19 protein-coding genes and 1 rRNA gene are annotated in these 19,206 nt (G+C 72.0%); 5 read left to right on the top strand and 15 right to left on the bottom strand.

Annotated features, from left to right (window positions below; genetic code table 11):
- Positions 1–40: 40 nt before the first annotated feature.
- Positions 41–949 carry a helix-turn-helix domain-containing protein gene (locus B100_RS0102875; RefSeq protein ID WP_486585582.1) on the bottom strand — a complete coding sequence of 303 codons (909 nt, stop codon included), beginning with the start codon at positions 947–949 and terminating at the stop codon, positions 41–43.
- Positions 950–1,538: 589 nt separating this feature from the next.
- On the opposite strand from B100_RS0102875, the gene B100_RS0102870 reads away from it, so the two are divergent.
- Together B100_RS0102870 and B100_RS0102865 are read left to right on the top strand one after the other, a co-directional pair.
- Positions 1,539–2,150 (top strand): DUF4232 domain-containing protein, encoded by a 612-nt coding sequence (locus tag B100_RS0102870; protein WP_024882965.1) that lies wholly within the window; start codon positions 1,539–1,541, stop codon positions 2,148–2,150.
- A 60-nt stretch (positions 2,151–2,210) separates the two neighbouring features.
- Positions 2,211–2,408: a DUF397 domain-containing protein gene (locus tag B100_RS0102865; RefSeq protein WP_024882964.1), complete on the top strand. Its 198-nt coding sequence runs from the start codon at positions 2,211–2,213 to the stop codon at positions 2,406–2,408.
- A 225-nt stretch (positions 2,409–2,633) separates the two neighbouring features.
- Here the strand turns inward: B100_RS0102865 and B100_RS0102860 are convergent, their stop codons facing one another.
- The 5 genes from B100_RS0102860 to B100_RS0102840 all read right to left on the bottom strand — a co-directional run bounded on the left by B100_RS0102860 (position 2,634) and on the right by B100_RS0102840 (position 8,333).
- Entirely contained in the window at positions 2,634–4,340 is a 1,707-nt protein-coding gene (locus B100_RS0102860) for a bifunctional uroporphyrinogen-III C-methyltransferase/uroporphyrinogen-III synthase (RefSeq protein WP_024882963.1), read from the bottom strand.
- A complete protein-coding gene (gene hemC / locus B100_RS0102855) occupies positions 4,337–5,296 on the bottom strand; it encodes a hydroxymethylbilane synthase (RefSeq protein ID WP_024882962.1) in 960 nt (319 codons plus the stop codon). The genes B100_RS0102860 and hemC overlap by 4 nt, the downstream gene beginning before the upstream one ends.
- Entirely contained in the window at positions 5,293–7,002 is a 1,710-nt protein-coding gene (locus B100_RS0102850; protein WP_024882961.1) for a glutamyl-tRNA reductase, read from the bottom strand. Before B100_RS0102850 ends, hemC begins: the two co-directional genes overlap by 4 nt.
- A complete protein-coding gene (locus tag B100_RS0102845) occupies positions 6,999–7,772 on the bottom strand; it encodes a redox-sensing transcriptional repressor Rex (protein WP_024882960.1) in 774 nt (257 codons plus the stop codon). Before B100_RS0102845 ends, B100_RS0102850 begins: the two co-directional genes overlap by 4 nt.
- A gap of 288 nt (positions 7,773–8,060) precedes the next feature.
- Positions 8,061–8,333, bottom strand: a complete 273-nt coding sequence (locus B100_RS0102840) for a glutaredoxin family protein (RefSeq protein ID WP_024882959.1) — start codon at positions 8,331–8,333, stop codon at positions 8,061–8,063.
- A gap of 116 nt (positions 8,334–8,449) precedes the next feature.
- Here B100_RS0102840 and B100_RS0102835 point away from each other — a divergent pair, with 116 nt between their 5' ends.
- The 3 genes from B100_RS0102835 to B100_RS0102825 all read left to right on the top strand — a co-directional run bounded on the left by B100_RS0102835 (position 8,450) and on the right by B100_RS0102825 (position 11,986).
- Positions 8,450–9,361: an HAD family hydrolase gene (locus B100_RS0102835; RefSeq protein ID WP_051489918.1), complete on the top strand. Its 912-nt coding sequence runs from the start codon at positions 8,450–8,452 to the stop codon at positions 9,359–9,361.
- A 356-nt stretch (positions 9,362–9,717) separates the two neighbouring features.
- Positions 9,718–10,497 (top strand): ECF subfamily RNA polymerase sigma factor, BldN family, encoded by a 780-nt coding sequence (locus tag B100_RS0102830; RefSeq protein WP_024882957.1) that lies wholly within the window; start codon positions 9,718–9,720, stop codon positions 10,495–10,497.
- A 247-nt stretch (positions 10,498–10,744) separates the two neighbouring features.
- Positions 10,745–11,986, top strand: coding sequence for a DUF5667 domain-containing protein (locus B100_RS0102825; protein ID WP_024882956.1), 1,242 nt, complete (start codon positions 10,745–10,747; stop codon positions 11,984–11,986).
- Positions 11,987–12,048: 62 nt separating this feature from the next.
- Here B100_RS0102825 and B100_RS0102820 read toward each other — a convergent pair whose 3' ends face one another.
- From B100_RS0102820 to rrf, 9 genes are all read right to left on the bottom strand, one after another.
- A complete protein-coding gene (locus tag B100_RS0102820; protein ID WP_024882955.1) occupies positions 12,049–13,110 on the bottom strand; it encodes a lysophospholipid acyltransferase family protein in 1,062 nt (353 codons plus the stop codon).
- A gap of 14 nt (positions 13,111–13,124) precedes the next feature.
- Positions 13,125–14,186 (bottom strand): NAD-dependent epimerase/dehydratase family protein, encoded by a 1,062-nt coding sequence (locus tag B100_RS0102815; RefSeq protein ID WP_024882954.1) that lies wholly within the window; start codon positions 14,184–14,186, stop codon positions 13,125–13,127.
- Between the two features lie 210 nt (positions 14,187–14,396).
- Entirely contained in the window at positions 14,397–14,495 is a 99-nt protein-coding gene (locus B100_RS35195; protein ID WP_003948845.1) for a 30S ribosomal protein bS22, read from the bottom strand.
- A 154-nt stretch (positions 14,496–14,649) separates the two neighbouring features.
- Positions 14,650–14,862: a helix-turn-helix domain-containing protein gene (locus B100_RS0102805; protein ID WP_004984898.1), complete on the bottom strand. Its 213-nt coding sequence runs from the start codon at positions 14,860–14,862 to the stop codon at positions 14,650–14,652.
- A gap of 129 nt (positions 14,863–14,991) precedes the next feature.
- Positions 14,992–15,807 (bottom strand): phosphatase, encoded by an 816-nt coding sequence (locus B100_RS0102800; RefSeq protein WP_024882953.1) that lies wholly within the window; start codon positions 15,805–15,807, stop codon positions 14,992–14,994.
- Between the two features lie 92 nt (positions 15,808–15,899).
- Positions 15,900–17,072 (bottom strand): acetoin utilization protein AcuC, encoded by a 1,173-nt coding sequence (locus tag B100_RS0102795; protein ID WP_064751461.1) that lies wholly within the window; start codon positions 17,070–17,072, stop codon positions 15,900–15,902.
- On the bottom strand, positions 17,023–18,288 hold the full coding sequence (locus B100_RS0102790) for an MFS transporter (RefSeq protein ID WP_024882951.1): 1,266 nt from the start codon (positions 18,286–18,288) through the stop codon (positions 17,023–17,025). The genes B100_RS0102795 and B100_RS0102790 overlap by 50 nt, the downstream gene beginning before the upstream one ends.
- Before the next feature lie 60 nt (positions 18,289–18,348).
- Positions 18,349–19,014, bottom strand: a complete 666-nt coding sequence (locus B100_RS0102785) for an HAD family hydrolase (RefSeq protein WP_024882950.1) — start codon at positions 19,012–19,014, stop codon at positions 18,349–18,351.
- Positions 19,015–19,077: 63 nt separating this feature from the next.
- Positions 19,078–19,194: ribosomal RNA gene (rrf, locus tag B100_RS0102780) — 5S ribosomal RNA — on the bottom strand.
- Positions 19,195–19,206 lie beyond the last annotated feature (12 nt).

Raw genomic sequence — 19,206 nt, 5'->3', positions numbered from 1 at the left:
GCACGCCCGTCAGGCCGACTCGCGAGCGTCACGGTCCGGTTCAGGCCGCGCTCGCCGTTCCGCCCGCTGTCACCTGGTCGTGTCGGCAGTCGCGGCAGCGGCCCGGTTCCGGGGCGCGGAAGACCCGTTCGCAGCCGTCGCAGTCCTGCAAGGGGTGCGGGCGGTGGGCACCGGCCACGGGTGGTGGAGGTTCCTGGGCGGCGGGAAGCGGCGGGGGCAGCAGTTCACGCAGGCGGTAGGCGAGCACACCCGCCGGATGCTTCATGACGACGGGCAGGTCGGCGGTCAGGGTGTGGCGCAACGCCACCGGGCCGACCCCCCGTTCGAGCCAGTCGACGACTGCCGGGGCCAGTCGGTACACCTCCCGCAGCGACAGCGTCAGGCGCTCGTCGGCGCGGCGCAGCCCCGCGAGGAGCGCGACCGCCTTCTCGTGCAGCGGTCCGGGGCGAGCGGGCTCGTGCGGTGGCGGCAGCTCGGGGGCGGTGGAGACGGGCGCCTCAGGTACCGGCGCCTCCGGCACCGTACGGGCTGTCGGACCGGCAACCGGGACGACCGGCTCGGCGACGGCTTGGTCGTCCTCCTGGGGTGTCTCGCCGCCCACGTCCTCCACCGTGGGCCGCGTACGGGCACGAGCCGACCCCGAACGCCGTCCCACCGGCCGCACGGGGTCCGCGACGGCGGCGGCCGCCGCGTCCACCGGCGTGTGGTGGGCGTAGGTCCGCGTGACCAGCCGCCCGTCCTCCGTGTGCTCACGGACCCGCCGCAGATAGCCGTGCGCCTCCAACTCCCGCAGGGCGAAGGCGATCCGGTCCCGCCCTTCGGGGAAGCGCTCGGCGAGGCTTCGGATGTCGACCGGGGTGCTTTCGGGCACCGAGAAGATGTGGGTCGCCAGTCCGATCGCGGTCAGCGACAGCTCACGGTGCTGGGCGAGGTGGTTGCCGACGACCACGTACTGCCCGGATAGGCACGTGCGTACGTGGGTGACACCGGACGGGGTGGCGGATCGTCGAACGCCCTGAATCGGGCGCGGGGCAGCACTAGGCTTCTGTTCAGCCATGGGGAAGGGGCTTCTTCCTCTTTGGTCAGGCCCTCGCCCGGGAGTCCTACGTCCCGGCGGGGGCCGACGTCTGTACGGGGGTGGGGGCGGCCCGAGTTGGTCCGCCCCTCTGAGCTGAGAGTGCCCGCCCGCACCACCGCCGCGCCAGCCAGTTCGACACGTTTCACCCGGCCGAGTGATCAACACCGGGTTTGGTCGGGTTGGTTGGTATTTACCCTAGGTACTTAGGTCTTTTACGGCCCGCGGCCCCGCCGGCCCACCCACCGAAACCCGCCCCGCCCGGCTCCGGTCCGCGGCACACCGGGGACCGTGCCCGTGCCGGGTCCGGAACGGATGTCACCGCGCAGGCCCCCGTCCGTAACAGGCGTGTCCGGGCGGGGAGTCGGGCGAAACGGCGTGCTGTCGGAACTGCTCTTGTGGTGCGGAACGGCCGTACTGGCGGTCCGTCACACCGCCCGGCACCGACACCGAGGAACACACCATGCGCGTCAACAAGCTCACCATCGCCGCCCTGGCCGTCGTCGCGGGCCTCTCGCTCACCGCCTGCCAGAACGAGGACATCGCCGCCGACCCCAAGCCGGCCAACTCCGCGCCCACCGCGAACGGCAGCGACACGGACCAGGGCGGCCAGGAGGGCACGGTCGCCGGGTCCGGCGGCAACGAGGACGGCAAGGTGGACGACTGCCGTACCGACGAGCTGGAGGTCACCGCCTCGGACGTCACCATCGACGGCGACACCATCGGCACGGTCGCGGTGGACTTCACCAACGGCGGTGGCCGTGACTGCGCCCTCACCGGTTACGCGGGCGTCGACCTGAAGACCGGTGCGGGCTCCCTCTCCGCCGAGCGCACCGGCGAGGAGGCCCCCTCGGTCGTCCTCAAGGACGGTGAGACGGTGTCGTTCGCCGTCACCTACCCGGTCAACGACTCCGGCGGCTCCGGCGTCCGCGTCACGGGCCTGGTCGTGACCCCGCCCGACGAGACCAAGTCCGTCACCCTCGACTGGCCGGGCAGCTCCTCCCTCCCGGTCACGGACGGCTCCGGCACCCCGGTGAAGGTCGGCCCGATCGGCAGCGCGGGCCAGGGCGGCTGACCACCCGGACCACAGTCCGCGAGCATCACTGGCCCTCATCGAGAAAGTGCTGGGAGAGACATGACCCTCAAGGCCGACACCCACACCATGTGGACGAAGAGCAGCTACAGCACGGACGAGGGCCCCGACTGCGTCGAAGTCGCCGCCACCCCCGCCCACATCCTCGTCCGCGACAGCAAAACCCCCGAGGGCCCCCGCCTCACCCTCGCCCTCACCACCTGGACGAGCTTCCTCCCGTACGCCTCCGCGACACGGTGACCACTCGCTTCCCGCTGGACGAGCAACTGGCCGCGCTGCAGAGCATCCTGAGCCGCAACGACACGTTGCCCAAGGCGCTCCGCCGGACGGCGTCCCGCGCGATGGCGTCGGCAGTGGCCGGAGCTGACCGTGCTGGAGTTGGCCCACGGCCTGACAGGACCCCCGCACGCACGACGGCGGGGCGTGCCCGAAGGCACGCCCCGCCGTCACGAACCGCGGCTCACCTCACGTCGTCGAGCGACGCCTCCGCGCCCCCGGCCGCCGCTCGCTGGGCCGGGTGACCGGGTCGCCCGCCTCCAGCGCCGCCAGCCGGCGCCGCGTACCGAAGTCGGCCAGAGCCTCGGCCAGCTTGTGGACCGACGGCTCGGGAGCCATCACGTCCACCCGCAGCCCGTGCTCCTCGGCCGTCTTCGCCGTGGCCGGGCCGATGCACGCGATCACCGTCACGTTGTGCGGCTTGCCCGCGATACCGACCAGGTTCCGCACCGTCGACGACGAGGTGAACAGCACCGCGTCGAAGCCGCCGCCCTTGATCGCCTCACGGGTCTCCGCCGGCGGCGGCGACGCGCGCACGGTGCGGTACGCCGTGACGTCGTCGACCTCCCAGCCCAGCTCGATCAGACCCGCGACCAGCGTCTCGGTGGCGATGTCGGCGCGCGGCAGGAAGACACGGTCGATCGGGTCGAAGACCGGGTCGTACGGCGGCCAGTCCTCCAGCAGACCGGCGGCCGACTGCTCGCCGCTCGGCACCAGGTCCGGCTTCACGCCGAAGGCGATCAGCGCGTTGGCGGTCTGCTCGCCCACCGCCGCGACCTTGATCCCGGCGAACGCGCGGGCGTCGAGCCCGTACTCCTCGAACTTCTCCCGCACCGCCTTGACCGCGTTGACCGACGTGAAGGCGATCCACTCGTAGCGGCCGGTGACCAGGCCCTTGACCGCGCGCTCCATCTGCTGGGGCGTGCGCGGCGGCTCGACCGCGATGGTCGGCACCTCGTGCGGCACGGCCCCGTAGGACCGCAGCTGGTCGGAGAGCGACGCCGCCTGCTCCTTGGTGCGCGGCACGAGCACCTTCCAGCCGAACAGCGGCTTGGACTCGAACCACGCCAGCCGGTCCCGCTGGGCGGCGGCGGAACGCTCACCGACCACGGCTATCACCGGCCGGCCGCCCTCCGGGGAGGGCAGCACCTTCGCCTGCTTCAGCGTCTGCGCGATCGTGCCGAGCGTCGCCGTCCAGGTGCGCTGGCGGGTCGTGGTGCCCGCGACGGTCACCGTCAGAGGGGTGTCGGGCTTACGTCCGGCGGACACCAGTTCGCCCGCGGCGGCGGCCACCGCGTCCAGCGTGGTGGAGACGACCACCGTGCCGTCGGAGGCGCCGACCTCCGTCCAGCACCGGTCGGACGCCGTCCGCGCGTCGACGAACCGCACGTCGGTGCCCTGGGCGTCCCGCAGCGGCACACCGGCGTACGCGGGCACGCCGACCGCGGTGGCGACACCGGGCACGACCTCGAACGGCACCCCGGCCGAGGCGCACGCCAGCATCTCCTCGGCGGCGTACGCGTCGAGGCCGGGATCGCCGGACACCGCACGGACGACCCGCTTGCCGCCCCGCGCGGCCTCCATGACAAGATGTGCGGCATCCCTCATCGAGGGAATTCCGGCGGTTGTTGACGCGCCGTCAACGACCGTCAGCTGGGGCGTGCCCGTGCCCGGCGTGGACGACGCAGACGTGTCCGCGTCCGTGTGCACCTCGGAGACGCCCTGCCTGGCGTGCGTCCGTACGACATCGAGCACGTCGTGCTCGGCGACGAGGACATCCGCGTTCGCCAGGGCCTCCACGGCGCGCAGGGTCAGCAGTCCCGGATCCCCGGGTCCGGCACCGAGGAAGGTGACGTGCCCTTGTTCCGGAGGGGCGGGAAGAGTGGTGGGGCTCAAAGTGCTCGCTCCCCCATCAGACCGGCCGCGCCCTGCGCCAGCATCTCGGTGGCGAGTCCGCGACCGAGCGCCATCGCCGCCTCGTGCGTCTCGGGCACGGGACCGGTGGTGGACAGCTGCACCAGCGTGGAACCGTCGGTCGAGCCGACGACGCCCCGCAGGCGCATTTCCTTGACAATCTGCCCGTCAACCAGAAGGTCGGCGAGCGCCCCCACGGGTGCGCTGCAGCCGGCCTCCAGGGCGGCGAGCAGTGACCGCTCGGCCGTCACGGCGGCCCGCGTGAGCGGGTCGTCGAGCTGGGCGAGCGCGGCGATGAGCTCCGCGTTGTCCGCGGTGGTCTCGACCGCCAGTGCCCCCTGGCCGGGGGCGGGCAGAACCGTGTCGACCGACAGGAAGTCGGTCACCTCGTCACTGCGGCCGACCCGGTTGAGCCCGGCGGCCGCCAGCACCACCGCGTCCAGGTCGCCCTTGGTGACGTACCCGATGCGGGTGTCGACGTTGCCCCGGATCGGGACCGTCTCGAAGTCCAGGCCGTGGGTGCGCGCGTACGCGTTCAGCTGCGCCATGCGGCGCGGCGAACCGGTACCGATGCGCGCCCCGCGCGGCAGATCGGTGAGCTTCAGCGCGTCCCGCGCGATGATCACGTCCCGCGGGTCCTCCCGTACCGGGATCGCCGCCACGACCAGCTCGTCGGGCTGCGTGGTCGGCAGGTCCTTCAGGGAGTGCACCGCGAAGTCCACCTCGCCGCGTGCCAGCGCCTCCCGCAGGGCGGCGACGAAGACGCCCGTGCCGCCGATCTGCGCGAGGTGCTCGCGCGAGACGTCGCCGTACGTGGTGATCTCGACGAGCTCGACGGGCCGTCCGGTCACCTGGCTCACGGCATCCGCCACCTGCCCGGACTGGGCCATGGCGAGCTTGCTGCGCCTGGTCCCCAGCCTCAGTGCCTTCTCAGTCATCCCGGCCCTCGGTTCTCTGCGTTCTTCTCGGTGCTTTCCTCGGCGCGGGAGACGGAGGCCACCGTCTCGGGGTCGAGGTCGAACAGGGTGCGCAGCGCGTCCGCGTACCCGGCTCCGCCGGGCTCGGCCGCGAGCTGCTTGACCCGGACCGTCGGGGCGTGCAGCAGCTTGTCGACCACCCGTCGCACGGTCTGGGTGATCTCCGCGCGGTGTTTGTCGTCCAGGCCGGGCAGCCGCCCCTCCAGGCGGGCGATCTCACCGGCCACCACGTCGGCCGCCATGGTCCGCAGGGCGACGACGGTCGGCGTGATGTGCGCCGCCCGCTGTGCCGCGCCGAACGCGGCGACCTCGTCGGAGACGATACGCCGGACCTGGTCCACATCGGCAGCCATCGGAGCGTCCGCGGACGCCTCCGCGAGCGATTCGATGTCCACCAGTCGCACGCCGGGCAGGCGGTGCGCCGCCGCGTCGACGTCCCGCGGCATGGCGAGGTCCAGCAGGAACAGTACGGGCTCGGGGCGCTGCGGCACGTCGACCGCCTCGGGCCGCCGGCGCTCGGGGATCCGGCCGATCGCGGTCGCGGCCGCGGCGAGCGCGCCGATGACCTCGGCGTCCGCCTCGGGTCCGGTGCCGCGGGCGGCGTCCCGGCGGTCGACGGCGGAGCCCGCCGCCCACGCGCCGTGCTGCTCCAGCGTGGCCGCGTCCATCCCGGCGACGGCCGCCTCCCCCATCACGGAGAAGCCGGGCCGCACCGTGGGCAGGTCCACCGGGCAGCCGTCCTCGGCGGGAGCAGGCGCGGGCGGGGCGCTCTCGCGGGCGTCCTCGTCGGCGACGGCGTCGAGGTCGACGACCGGCGCCGTCCCGACGCGTCCCTCGACGCCCGCGGCCACCATGTCGGCGGTCAGGACCAGGCCCGTCGCGCCCGTGCAGGAAACGACCACATCGGCACGTGTCAGCTCGAACGGCACCGATGTCATCGGGACCGCGCGGGCCGCCACGTCCGTGTCGTCCCCCTCGGTGAGGATCCGCACCAGCCGCTCGGCGCGGTCGGGCGTGCGGTTGGCGACGACGACCTCGGCGACCCCGGCACGCGCGAGCGTGGCCGCGGACAGCGAGGACATCGAGCCGGCGCCTATGACCAGGGCCTTCTTGCCGCGGGCCCAGGACTCAACGGGGGTGCCGAGCGCGAGCTGCTCCAGGCCGAAGGTGACCAGGGACTGCCCGGCGCGGTCGATGCCGGTCTCGGAGTGGGCGCGCTTGCCGACCCGCAGCGCCTGCTGGAACAGGTCGTTCAGCAGACGTCCGGCGGTGTGCGTCTCCTGCGCCCGGGCGAGCGAGTCCTTGATCTGGCCGAGGATCTGCCCCTCGCCCACGACCATCGAGTCCAGTCCGCAGGCCACCGAGAACAGGTGGTGCACGGCCCGGTCCTCGTAGTGCACATAAAGATAAGGAGTGAGCTCCTCCAGGCCGACCCCGCTGTGCTGGGCGAGCAGCGTGGACAGCTCGGCGACACCGGCGTGGAACTTGTCCACGTCGGCGTACAGCTCGATGCGGTTGCAGGTGGCGAGGACCGCGCCCTCGGAAGCCGGCTCCGCGGCGACCGTGTCCTGGAGCAGCTTGGTCTGCGCGTCCACGCTCAGCGACGCCCGCTCCAGCAGGCTGACCGGGGCGCTGCGGTGGCTCAGTCCGACGACGAGGACGCTCATGCCGGCATCACGGCGGGTACGTCCCCGTCGGGTCCCTGGTCGGTGGCGGACGTCTCACGCGCGGCGGCGGCGCCGGCGGCGGCCTGGGCGGCCACCTCGGCGGCCTCCTCACCGGCCTTGCGCTGCTCGTGAAAGGCGAGGATCTGCAGCTCGATGGAGAGGTCCACCTTGCGCACGTCGACCCCGTCCGGGACGGTCAGCACGGTCGGCGCGAAGTTCAGGATGGAGGTGACACCGGCGGCCACGAGCCGGTCGCAGACCTGCTGGGCGGCACCGGCGGGGGTGGCGATGACACCGATGGACACGCCGTTGTCCCGGATGATCGCCTCGAGCTCGTCGGTGTGCTGCACCGGGATTCCGGCGACGGGCTTCCCGGCCATCGCGGGGTCGGCGTCGATCAGCGCGGCGACCCGGAAACCACGGGAGGCGAACCCGCCGTAGTTGGCCAGGGCGGCGCCGAGGTTACCGATACCGACGATCACAACCGGCCAGTCCTGGGTGAGGCCCAGTTCCCGGGAGATCTGGTACACGAGATACTCGACGTCGTAGCCGACGCCCCGGGTGCCGTAGGAGCCCAGGTAGGAGAAGTCCTTGCGCAGCTTCGCGGAGTTGACCCCCGCCGCGGCCGCCAGCTCCTCGGAGGAGACCGTGGGCACCGAGCGCTCGGAGAGCGCGGTCAGGGCACGGAGGTACAGCGGAAGCCGGGCGACGGTGGCCTCGGGAATCCCTCGGCTACGGGTCGCCGGTCGGTGAGTTCGGCCAGTTGCCACGGTGCTCCTGCGGGTAGAGCGGGGCTTCAGGCGGTCATACGTCCCCGGACCGCCCCGTCGAATGCAGGCTATGTCTTTGTGAACGCGTGCACAAAGATTGTGTCCGATTTGCCCGGCCAACGTGACCGGGGTCACGCGCCCCCGGCGCACGTGGACGGAACCGGCGCACCCGCACCGCCGTTCCTTGTCTTCTAGGGGCAAAACATCCACTTCCCTCTGTGAATCCCGCCCCCGAGACCAAGTCACCATCGATCCTAAGCGACTTTCCGGCCAGTTTGGACTGGCCGGTCAGTCACTCAGCGCCGCGCGGAGCCGGGATTCGTTCACGCGCCAGAAGGTGTGCTGACGGCCGTCGACGAGCACCACCGGGATCTGCTCCCAGTACCGGTCGTACAGCTCCCGGTCCTCGGTGATGTCCTTCGACTCCCACGGGACGCCGAGGTCGGCGCACACCTTCTCCACCACCACCTGCGCGTCGTCGCACAGATGGCAGCCGGGTTTGCGCACCAGGGTCACGAGCCGGTCCCCCTCGGGCCGGGCGCGACGGAAGAGTGGACTCATACGGGCCATTCTCCCGCGCGGCAGGAGGCCGGGGACAACCGTCGGGACACACAGAGTTCACGACGTCCGTACCTCTCGGCTCCGGATCGGCCCCGCACACTGGCTATGCTCACGCCATGGCCGCTCTCGGATGGCTCACTCCCCGTAGGCGCTCCGCCACGGCGCGGAGCGTGTTGGCAGGCGAGGCCTCGGCGGAGGCCGCACGCAAGTCCACCCAGGAAGTTTCCGAACGCGAACCCGCGTTCCCGGTTCCCGGTGACGAGCGGGCCGCCGCGTTCTTCGACCTGGACAACACCGTGATGCAGGGCGCCGCCCTGTTCCACTTCGGGCGGGGCCTGTACAAGCGGAAGTTCTTCGACACCCGCGAGCTCGCCCGGTTCGCCTGGCAGCAGGCATGGTTCCGGCTGGCCGGCGTCGAGGACCCCGAGCACATGCAGGAGGCCCGCGACTCGGCGCTCTCCATCGTCCAGGGCCACCGCGTCTCCGAGCTGCAGTCCATCGGCGAGGAGATCTACGACGAGTACATGGCGGAGCGGATCTGGCCCGGCACCCGGGCGCTGGCCCAGGCGCACCTCGACGCGGGCCAGCGGGTGTGGCTGGTCACCGCCGCCCCGGTGGAGATCGCCACGGTGATCGCCCGCCGGCTCGGCCTGACCGGCGCCCTGGGCACGGTCGCCGAGTCCGTCGACGGCGTGTACACGGGCAAACTGGTCGGCGAGCCGCTGCACGGCCCGGCGAAGGCGGAGGCGGTCCGCGCGCTGGCCCTGGCGGAGGGGCTGGACCTCAGTCGCTGCGCCGCCTACAGCGACTCGCACAACGACATCCCGATGCTGTCGCTGGTGGGCCACCCCTACGCGATCAACCCCGATTCCAAGCTGCGCAAGCACGCCCGCCGGATGGACTGGCGGCTGCGCGACTACCGCACCGGCCGCAAGGCCGCCAAGGTCGGCATCCCGGCGGCGGCCGGCGTGGGAGCGGTGGCCGGGGGCACGGCCGCCGCCATCGCCCTGCACCGCAAGCGCCGCTGACGTCCCGCGGCGGGCCCGCGCGTGCCCACCGTGAGCGGGCCGGGCCGCGACACGCCCAATCCGACTGCCGTACCCAGCAACCGCCCCCAGCAGTCCTCTTGGCTGCACACGGCCACAACTCGCCCGGGACTTAACCCGAAAGCGAAAGCATCCGGTCACCAATCGGTCAACAGGCCACCCCTGAACATGCGTCAACCGGTTACGGAAGCGACGTAATCGATGATTTGAGCAACTGGGTGTAGCAGGGCCTGTACGAAGCGTTATTCTCCTCAGACGCATTCCGGGACCATCCCTTCGCCACGACGGGTGAACGGCCCCGCACTGCACGTGATGGAAGCTCTGCCTCTGGGAGTCCCGTGTACCCACACGTCGGGGTTGACGCCTCGGGCCTGGCTACGCTGCGCGCGACAGTCGTCGCGACAGCCCGAGACATGTTGCGCGGAATCGTCCCCCCCGCGTACGCCGTCCCCGCATTCGCCACCGCCCCCGCCGGCCCGTGCTACGCCCTTGCCGAGGGCACGGCCGCGGTCGGCAGACGGGGACGCCCGTCCGCCGCCACCACCACCCGCCGTCCGGCCGCCGACAGCGACAGCGCCCGGATGATGGACCTCGTGGAGCGCGCCCAGGCGGGCGAGGCGGAGGCGTTCGGCCGGCTCTACGACCAGTACAGCGACACCGTCTACCGCTACATCTACTACCGGGTCGGCGGGAAGGCGACCGCCGAGGACCTCACCAGCGAGACCTTTCTGCGGGCCCTGCGCCGCATCGGCACCTTCACCTGGCAGGGCCGTGACTTCGGCGCCTGGCTGGTGACCATCGCCCGCAACCTCGTCGCCGACCACTTCAAGTCCAGCCGCTTCCGTCTCGAGGTCACCACCGGCGAGATGCTCGACGCCAACGAGGTCGAGCGCTCCCCCGAGGATTCCGTTCTCGAGTCCCTGTCCAACGCCGCCCTCCTCGATGCCGTACGACGTCTCAACCCCCAACAGCAGGAGTGCGTCACGCTCCGGTTCCTCCAGGGGCTGTCCGTCGCCGAGACCGCCCGCGTCATGGGCAAGAACGAGGGCGCGATCAAGACCCTCCAGTACCGGGCCGTCCGCACACTCGCCCGACTGCTCCCGGACGACGCCCGCTGACTCACCCTCCACCGGGCGGCACGCTCGGCGACATCCAACTCACCGTGAGTGAAACTGGGTTGGTTTCCTGATTCGGGCATCCGATGTCCGTAACCCAAGTGCCGCGCCCGTCGTTGTGCGGGATACAGGCTCCCTGTGGTCACCCCCTGACCGGCTCCGCTCACCCGATCGTGTGGCGTCGGCCGGCCCGGGGAACCCTCAGGACCCCCTGGGGAGTCGACCGTCATGACGAGAGGAGGTGCCGCCAGTGATCGCGAACGTATCGGCGCACCGGCGGGCGAACGCCTTCGCCCAGGCCCTGGAGGAGCAGTCCGACCGGGGCACGGCGGCCGAGCGAACCGAAGGACCGGCACCGGCCCCGGCCGCCGCCGAGGCCGAACGGGACCAGCTGCTCACGCTGGCCTCCGGTCTGGGCACGCTGCCCAAACCGGAACTGGACCCCGAGGTGAAGGTCGTCCAGCGGGCCCAGCTGGTGGCCGCGTTCGAGGCCATGCTCCAGGAGGGCACCGCCGCGGGCGAGGCGACGGACCGGGCCGTCCCCGGACAGCGCTCACGCCGGGCCAAGGGCGCCCACCGGGCGACCCCGCTGGGCAAACTGCGGCCCCGGTCGCGGCTGGCCAAAGGACTCACCGCGGGCGGACTCACCGTCGGCGTCGCAGCCGGCGCCCTCGGCGGAGTGGCCGCCGCCAGCTCCGACGCCCTCCCCGGTGACTCCCTCTACGGACTCAAGCGCGGCATCGAGGACGTCAAGCTCGGATTCGCCGACGGCGACGACGAGCGCGGCCGCGTCTACCTCGACCACGCCTCCACCCGGCTGAGCGAGGCCCGCCGCCTCATGGAGCGCGACCGCGGCGGCTCCCTCGACCACGAGGACCTGAGCGAGATCCGCCGCACGCTCTCCGGCATGCGGCACGACGCCGCGGAGGGCCACCGGCTGCTGCGCGAGGCCTACGAGCGCAACCCCGACTCGCTCAGCCCCATGCAGGCGCTGTCCTCCTTCTCGCAGGCCCACCGCGACACCTGGGGCAGCCTGCGCGACCGGCTCCCCGTGCAGCTGGGCGACGTGAGTGAGCAGGTCTCGTCGGTGTTCGACGCCATAGACGAAGACGTGGCCCCGCTGCGGTCCCTGCTCCCCCAGCCGGCGGACGACAAGCAGGGCGAAGGGGCGCGGCGCGACGGCACCGCCTCGGCCTCCGGCACCCCGTCCGAGCCCGGCCCCTCGCAGTCCCCCGGCACCGGCCGGGACACCGCCGAGGAGCGCGACGCGGACAGTGCGGGACCGACCGGATCCGCCGACACCGGCCGCGAGAAGGACGGACTGCTCGGCGGCAACACCGGCGGCCTCCTCGACCCGCCGAAGGAGAGCGGCCAGAGCACCCCGCCGGCCACCGGCACGGCCACCCGGCCTCCCGCCCCCGACGTCACCCTCCCGCCGCTCCTCCCCGGGCTCCTCCCGGGGCTGGGCATCGACGCGGAGGACCGGAACTAGCCCGCTGGGGGCGCCCCTCACCCGAGGGCCGCCCCCAGCCCCTCCTGCCGCGCGCGAGGCCCTCAGAAGAACACCGACCGCCGCTGCACCAGCAGCTTGTACAGCGTGTGCTGGATCTGCTCGCGGACCAGGTCGGTCAGGTTGAACATCAGCATCGGGTCCTCCGCCGCCTCCGGCGGATACCCGTCCGTGGGGATCGGCTCCCCGAACTGGATCGTCCACTTCGTCGGCAGCGGGATCGCCCCGAGCGGCCCCAGCCAGGGGAACGTCGGCGTGAGCGGGAAGTACGGGAAGCCCAGCAGCCGCGCCAGCGTCTTGGCGTTGCCGATCATCGGGTAGATCTCCTCCGCCCCGACGACCGAGCACGGCACGATCGGCACACCGTGCCGCAGCGCCGTCGACACGAACCCGCCCCGGCCGAACCGCTGCAGCTTGTACCGCTCGGAGAACGGCTTCCCGATGCCCTTGAAGCCCTCCGGCATCACGCCGACCAACTCGCCCTGCGCCAGCAACCGTTCGGCGTCCTCCGCACAGGCCAGCGTGTGCCCCAGCTTCCGCGCCAGCTCGTTCACCACCGGCAGCACGAACACCAGGTCCGCCGCCAGCAACCGCAGATGCCGCTCAGCGGGATGGTGGTCGTGCACGGCGACCTGCATCATCAGCCCGTCCACCGGGAGCGTCCCCGAATGGTTGGCGACGATCAGCGCGCCGCCCTCCGACGGGATGTTCTCGACACCCTTCACCTCGACCCGGAAGTACTTCTCGTACATCGGGCGCAGCAGGGACATCAGGACCTGGTCGGTGAGCTCCTCGTCGTAGCCGAAGTCGTCGACCTCGTAGTCCCCGGTGAGCCGGCGGCGCAGGAACGCCAGCCCGCTCGCGAGGCGCTGCTCCAGACCGCCGTCGCCGTCACGGTCAGCGGCCGGCTCCCTCGGCTGCTCCTCGTCACCGGTCACGGGCTCATCCTGCCGCACCGGCACCGCCCCCGGCAGGGGCTGGACCTCCCCCACCGCGGCGGGCCGCCCGCCGCCCGTGCGCCGGCCGGCCGCAGCACGGCGACGCGACGCGGCACCCCCGCGGGAGCGGTGGTCGTCGTCGAACGGAATGACCTTGGCGTCCGCCATCGTTGCTGCGCTCCTCAGTTGGCGCTCTGCGTCGGCACATGACCGCTGCCCGGCAGGGGCAGCGCGGCGACCCGGTCGACAGCCCTCGCGACGGTCTCCGGCGGCAGCAGCCCGGGACCACGGCTGCGCACGAAGTCCGCAAACGTTTCAGCAGTCGAGTACTTGGGGGTGAAACCGAGCGTCTCCCGCATCTGGTCCGTCGCCACCACCCGTCCGTGCGTCAGCAGCCGGATCTGCTCGGGCGAGAAGTCGGACATCCCCAGCGTACGCACGAGGGAGCCCGCCCAGGTGACCGCGGGAAGCAGCAGCGGCACCGTCGGCCGGCCCAGCCGCCGCGAGCACTGCGACAGCAGCAGCACCCCGTCGCCGGCGATGTTGAACGTCCCGCTGTTGAGCGTTCCGCGCCGCGGCTCGTGCGCGCCGATCCGCAGCACCTCCACCACGTCGTCCTCGTGCACGAACTGAAGCCGCGGATCGTAGCCGAGCACCGTCGGCAGCACCGGCAGCGCGAAGTACGACGCGAGCGGGGTGTCCGCGGCCGGGCCCAGGATGTTGGCGAACCGCAGCACGCACACCGCCACGTCCGGGCGGCGCCGGGCGAAGCCGCGCACATAGCCCTCGACCTCCACCGTGTCCTTGGCGAAGCCGCCACTGGGCAGCGACTTGGGCGGGGTCGACTCGGTGAACACCGCCGGGTCGCGCGGCGCCGAACCGTAGACGTTGGTGCTGGACTTCACCACCAGCCGCCTGATGCTCGGCGACTTCTGGCAGGCGCCCAGCAGCTGCATGGTGCCGATGACGTTGGTCTCCTTCAGCGACGCCCGGCTGCCGCTGACCAGCGGCGTGCCCGTCACGTCGAGGTGGACGACCGTGTCGGCGCCCGACTCGGCCAGCACCCGCGCGATGGTGGGCTGCCGGATGTCCGCCTGGACGAAGTCGGCGCCGCCCAGATGGTGCTCGGGCCGCACCGCGTCCACCGCGACGACCCGGTCGACTTCGGGATCCCGCTGGATCCGCCGCACGAAACGGCCCCCCAGCTGCCGGGCCACCCCGGTCACCAGCACGACCTTCCCCAAGATCAGCGCCCTTCTCTCACCCTGCTGCCGACGGCCAACCTATCGGGTTCCCGTAGCCCAGCGACGCCGAGCGGATACGTGAAGTGACAACATCCCCGGGACGTACCACCGCACGCGCCGCCCGCACCGGACCCACCGGGCGTATCACAAGGCAGTGGCCCCCCACCGAATCGCGGTGGGGGGCCACTGGACACGCTCTCGCGCTGTCGCTTACTTCTTGTTGCGACGCTGGACGCGCGTGCGCTTGAGCAGCTTGCGGTGCTTCTTCTTGGCCATCCGCTTGCGCCGCTTCTTGATAACAGAGCCCACGACTACCCTCGCTCACTTCTCATCACTCGGTGTTTGGGCGCCATGGGCCCACACGACCTACGAGGGGCTAGCCTACCCGCCCGAGCGCTGAGGTCGTAATCGAGGTGACCGGGAAGGCCCATGAGTGCCCGATACGGACCTTCCCGGATCGCCGTCAGGCGGTTTCCACCCCCACATAGCTCTCGCGGAGGTACTCGTGCACCGCTTGCTCCGGGACGCGGAAGGACCGCCCCACACGGATCGCGGGCAGATGACCGCTGTGCACCAGCCGGTACACGGTCATCTTCGACACTCGCATCACCGAGGCGACTTCCGCCACGGTAAGGAACTGAACCTCGTTCAGAGGCCTCTCGCCAGCTGCAGCCATGACACACCTGAACCTTCCGCACTCGACGGCCACCGGCTTCCCCTTCCGGTGACTCTTCGTCGTTGCGTGCTCACTCCCCAATGTAGGGGCGGGTGATGCGAGTGGGGAAGAGGTGCACCCATCGGCGGCCTACTGTGACAGACACGCTCGATTGAGTACGTAGCGGGTCAGCGGCAGGTAGTAATCGGACCGCACGCCGTCGTCAACCGGAACGACCACGGACACCGCCCCCTCGGCCTGCCCGACGAACGGCGCCGGGTCGTTCACATCGGCCAGCCCGACACTCTCGAACCCCAGCTGACCTGCCCCGCAGAGCCAGCCGTGGTCACCGATCACCAGCCCGGGCAGCGGCCCGCCGGCGTCCGCCGCCGCGGCCAGCGCGACCCGAACCGGGAGGGGGGAGTGCGTGTGCGCGCCCGGCTCACAACCGGGGCGCCGCGAGGTCGCGCCCCGGACCAGCCCGACCCCCCGGACGTAGTCGAGATTGCCCGTGCGTAGACCGAACCGGGTCGTTATGTCGACACAGCGACCCTGCGCCGGGGTGAGAACGCTACATCCCGCCGCCGACAACGCGTCTGCGAGCGCGGCGTAGAAACCGAGCAGCCGATGCGGGTGACCGGTGCCCAGCAGCACCGGAACCCGGTGGAGCGCGGCCTCCGCCAGCAGCCCCGCACAGGCGTCCAGGGCGGACAGCGTACGCTCCGGATCGATCCTCTCGGGCCCGGAGGTGACCCCCGGGTCGGCCGAGACCCCGCACCGGTCCGCCATCAGCGCCAGGACCTCCCGCTCACCCCACGCCCCGACGGGGTCGAGACCGATCAGCACACGCGGGTCCCGCGCGGCGAACAGCCGGTAACTGCGCAGACTCTCCTCCCGGGCGGTACCCACCACCCCGGCGAGCCCGGCCCTCAGAAGATGCGCCCGCAGGCGCTCCACGGTCCCCACCCGAGCGATGGTGCGCCACCCGGCCGCGCCCCGTGACCGGAACCCGGACCACACCCCACGGTCGGCGTAACGCCCCGCCCCCGGGGGGGCGGTCAGGGCAGCAGCCCGCGCAGCGGGAACACCGCCCGCCGCGACGCGCGGATCGCCTGGTCCAGCCGGTCCGCCGGGTCGTACCCGTCGTCCCACGCGGCCCAGGACACCGGCCACCGGCCGTCCGTCATCCGGCGCGGGCCGGGCTGCCGGGTCCGCGCGTACACCTCCTGACGCCACCCCTCCGGGATCATCGTCGTGGGCTCCACCGGCCGCTCCGCCGCGATGCCCACCAGATGCGACCACGACCTCGGCACGACCTCGATCACCGCGTAGCCCCCACCGCCCAGCGCCACCCAGCGGCCGTCGGAGTGCTCGTGCGCCAGCTCGTGGCACGCCATCTGCACCGCCCGCTGCGCGTCGAGCGACACCGCCAGGTGCGCCAGCGGGTCCTCGAAATGCGTGTCGGCCCCGTGCTGCGTCACCAGCACCTGCGGCCGGAAGTCCGCGACCAGCTCCGGCACGACCGCGTGGAACGCCCGCAGCCACCCCGCGTCCCCGGTCCCGGCCGGCAGCGCCACGTTCACCGCGCTGCCCTCGGCGCTCGGCGCGCCCGTCTCCTCGGGCCACCCGGTCTGCGGAAACAACGTCCGGGGATGCTCGTGCAGCGAGATCGTCAGCACCCGCGGGTCCTCCCAGAACGCCGCCTGCACCCCGTCCCCGTGGTGCACGTCGACGTCGATGTACGCGACCCGCTCCGCACCGAGCTCCAGCAGCCGGGCGATCGCCAGCGCGGCGTCGTTGTACACGCAGAAGCCGGAGGCGGCGCCCGGCATCGCGTGGTGCAGCCCGCCCGCGAAGTTCACCGCGTGCAGCGCGTCGCCCCGCCACACGGCCTCCGCCGCGCCCACCGACTGGCCCGCGATCAGCGCCGACACCTCGTGCATCCCGGCGAACGCCGGATCGTCGATCGTCCCCAGCCCGTACGACTGGTCCGCCGCCCCGGGGTCGGCCGACGCGGACCGCACCGCGTCGATGTAGTCCTCCCGGTGGACGAGCCGCAGCGTCGACTCCCCCGCCGCCTTCGCCGCGACCACGTCGACGTCACGGTCCAGACCGAGGGCGCCGACCAGGCTCCGGGTCAGCGCCAGCCGGACCGGGTCCATCGGGTGGTCCCGCCCGAAGTCATAGCCCGTTACTGCTTCGTCCCACATCAGCTGTGTGCGGCCGCTCATGCCCGCCACCGTATCGGTCGGCCCCCGGCGCGAACGAACGGGCGTGCACGAGCGTCACCAGCACCAACACCATCGGCACCAGCATCGCCCCGCGGTAGCTCCAGGCATCGCCCAACGCCCCCACCAGCGGCGAACCGATCAGGAACCCCACGTAGTTGAAGACGTTCAGCCGCGCCACGGCCGCGTCCGACGCCCCAGGACGCCCCGACTCGTCCGCCCGCCGCCCCGCCGCCGCGAACGTCTGCGGCACCAGGACGCACAGCCCGAGCCCCAGCAGCGTGAACCCCAGCATCCCCGCCCACACCCCCGGCGCCGCGGCCACCACGGCGAACCCCACCGCCGCCACCACGGCCCCCGACCGCACCACCGCCACGGCCCCGAACCGGCGCACCCCGACGTCCCCGATCGTCCGCCCCAGCAGCGTCGTCACCATGTAGACGTTGTACGGGACGGTCGCCGTCTGCTCGGAGCTGCCCAGCACGTCCTGGAGGTACTTCGCCGACCAGTTGGACACCGTCGAGTCCCCGATGTACGCCACCGTCATCACCAGGCACAGCGGCAGCAGCCACTTCAGCCCGCCGCCCGCGCCCCCGCCGACCGCCGCGCCTTTCCCCTCCGGCGCCTTCTCCTCCCGAGCCTTCTCCTCCGGCGCCTGGGCCTCGCCGTCGACGTACCACCGGCTGCCCACCAGCGCGGCCGGCAGCAGCACCAGCACCACCGGCAGATACGACACCCACAGCGCCAGCTCCCAGTGCGCCCCCACCCAGGCGAGCGACGCCCCGACGATCCCGCCCAGGCTGTACGCCGCGTGGAAACTCAGCATGATGCTGCGCCCGTACGCCCGCTGCAGACTCACCCCGAGCATGTTCATCGAGGCGTCCAGCGCCCCCACGGCCAGCCCGAACGCCGCCAGCGCCACGGCCAGCACGGCCATCTGCCGCCCGGCGCCGACCCCCAGCAGTGCCAGCAGCACCACCGGCTGGGACCATCGCAGCACCCGGCTGGGCGGCACCCGCTTCACCAGCCGCTCCGTGGAGACACTGCCGATGCCGGCCAGGATGGGCACGGCGGCCAGGAAGACGGGCAGCAGCGCGTCGGAGACCCCGTACCGGTTCTGGATGCCCGGGATGCGCGTCACGAGCAGAGCGAAGGCGACGCCCTGCACCAGGAAGCTGAACGCCAGCGAGGCCCTGCCGCGCCGCAGCACATCAGTCATGGCGGCGAGCGTAAGGCTCGGGGGTACCGGTGGGTAGATCCGGTCAAAGATGAATTGTGCTCAGTTCTCGGCGCGTGCGGCGTCCGTGAGCAGGGGCAGCAATTCCCCCATCGCGTCGAAGAGTCGGGCGGCGCCGTTCAGCTTTTCCGCCGGCGTCATCGCGGTGAACCCGTAGACGTCCATCCCGGCCGCGACGGCTGCCTGGACGCCGAGCGGGCTGTCCTCGACGACCACGCACCGCTCGGGAGGCGTGCCCATCCGCTCGGCCGCGTACAGGAACAGATCAGGGGCGGGCTTACCGCGGCCGACGTCCTGCGAGCTGAAGATCCGCCCGTCGTCGAAGAACCCGTCCAGCCCGGCCGCCCGGTGTCCGACCCGGATCCGCTCATGGCTCCCCGAGGATGCCACGCAGTACGGCACCCCGTCCGCCGTCAGCTTCTCCAACACGTCGGCGACTCCGGGCACGGACTTCAACTCCCGCTCGAACGCGGCGAAGACGCGCGCGTGGAAGACGTCGTCGAAGTCCGCCGGCAGCCGCTGCCCGGTCCGCTCCTCGACGAGATCGTGCACCCGATGCATCGCCGAGCCCATGTAGTCGCGGATGGAGTCCTCGTACGAGGTGGGGTGGCCGAGTTCGGTGAGGTAGGCGGCGAGGTGTCGGTTGGAGAGGGGCTCGCTGTCGACGAGGACGCCGTCGTTGTCGAAAATCACCAGGTCATAGCGCATGACCTCGACCCTAAACGCAGAAAGCCCCCGTGCCGAATGGCACGGGGGCTTTCTACAATGATTGTTCGGCGGCGTCCTACTCTCCCACAGGGTCCCCCCTGCAGTACCATCGGCGCTGTAAGGCTTAGCTTCCGGGTTCGAAATGTAACCGGGCGTTTCCCCTACGCTATGACCACCGAAACACTATGAAAC

The organism is Streptomyces sp. CNH189 (genome assembly GCF_000527195.1).
This window is presented reverse-complemented; position numbering and strand designations above follow the sequence as displayed.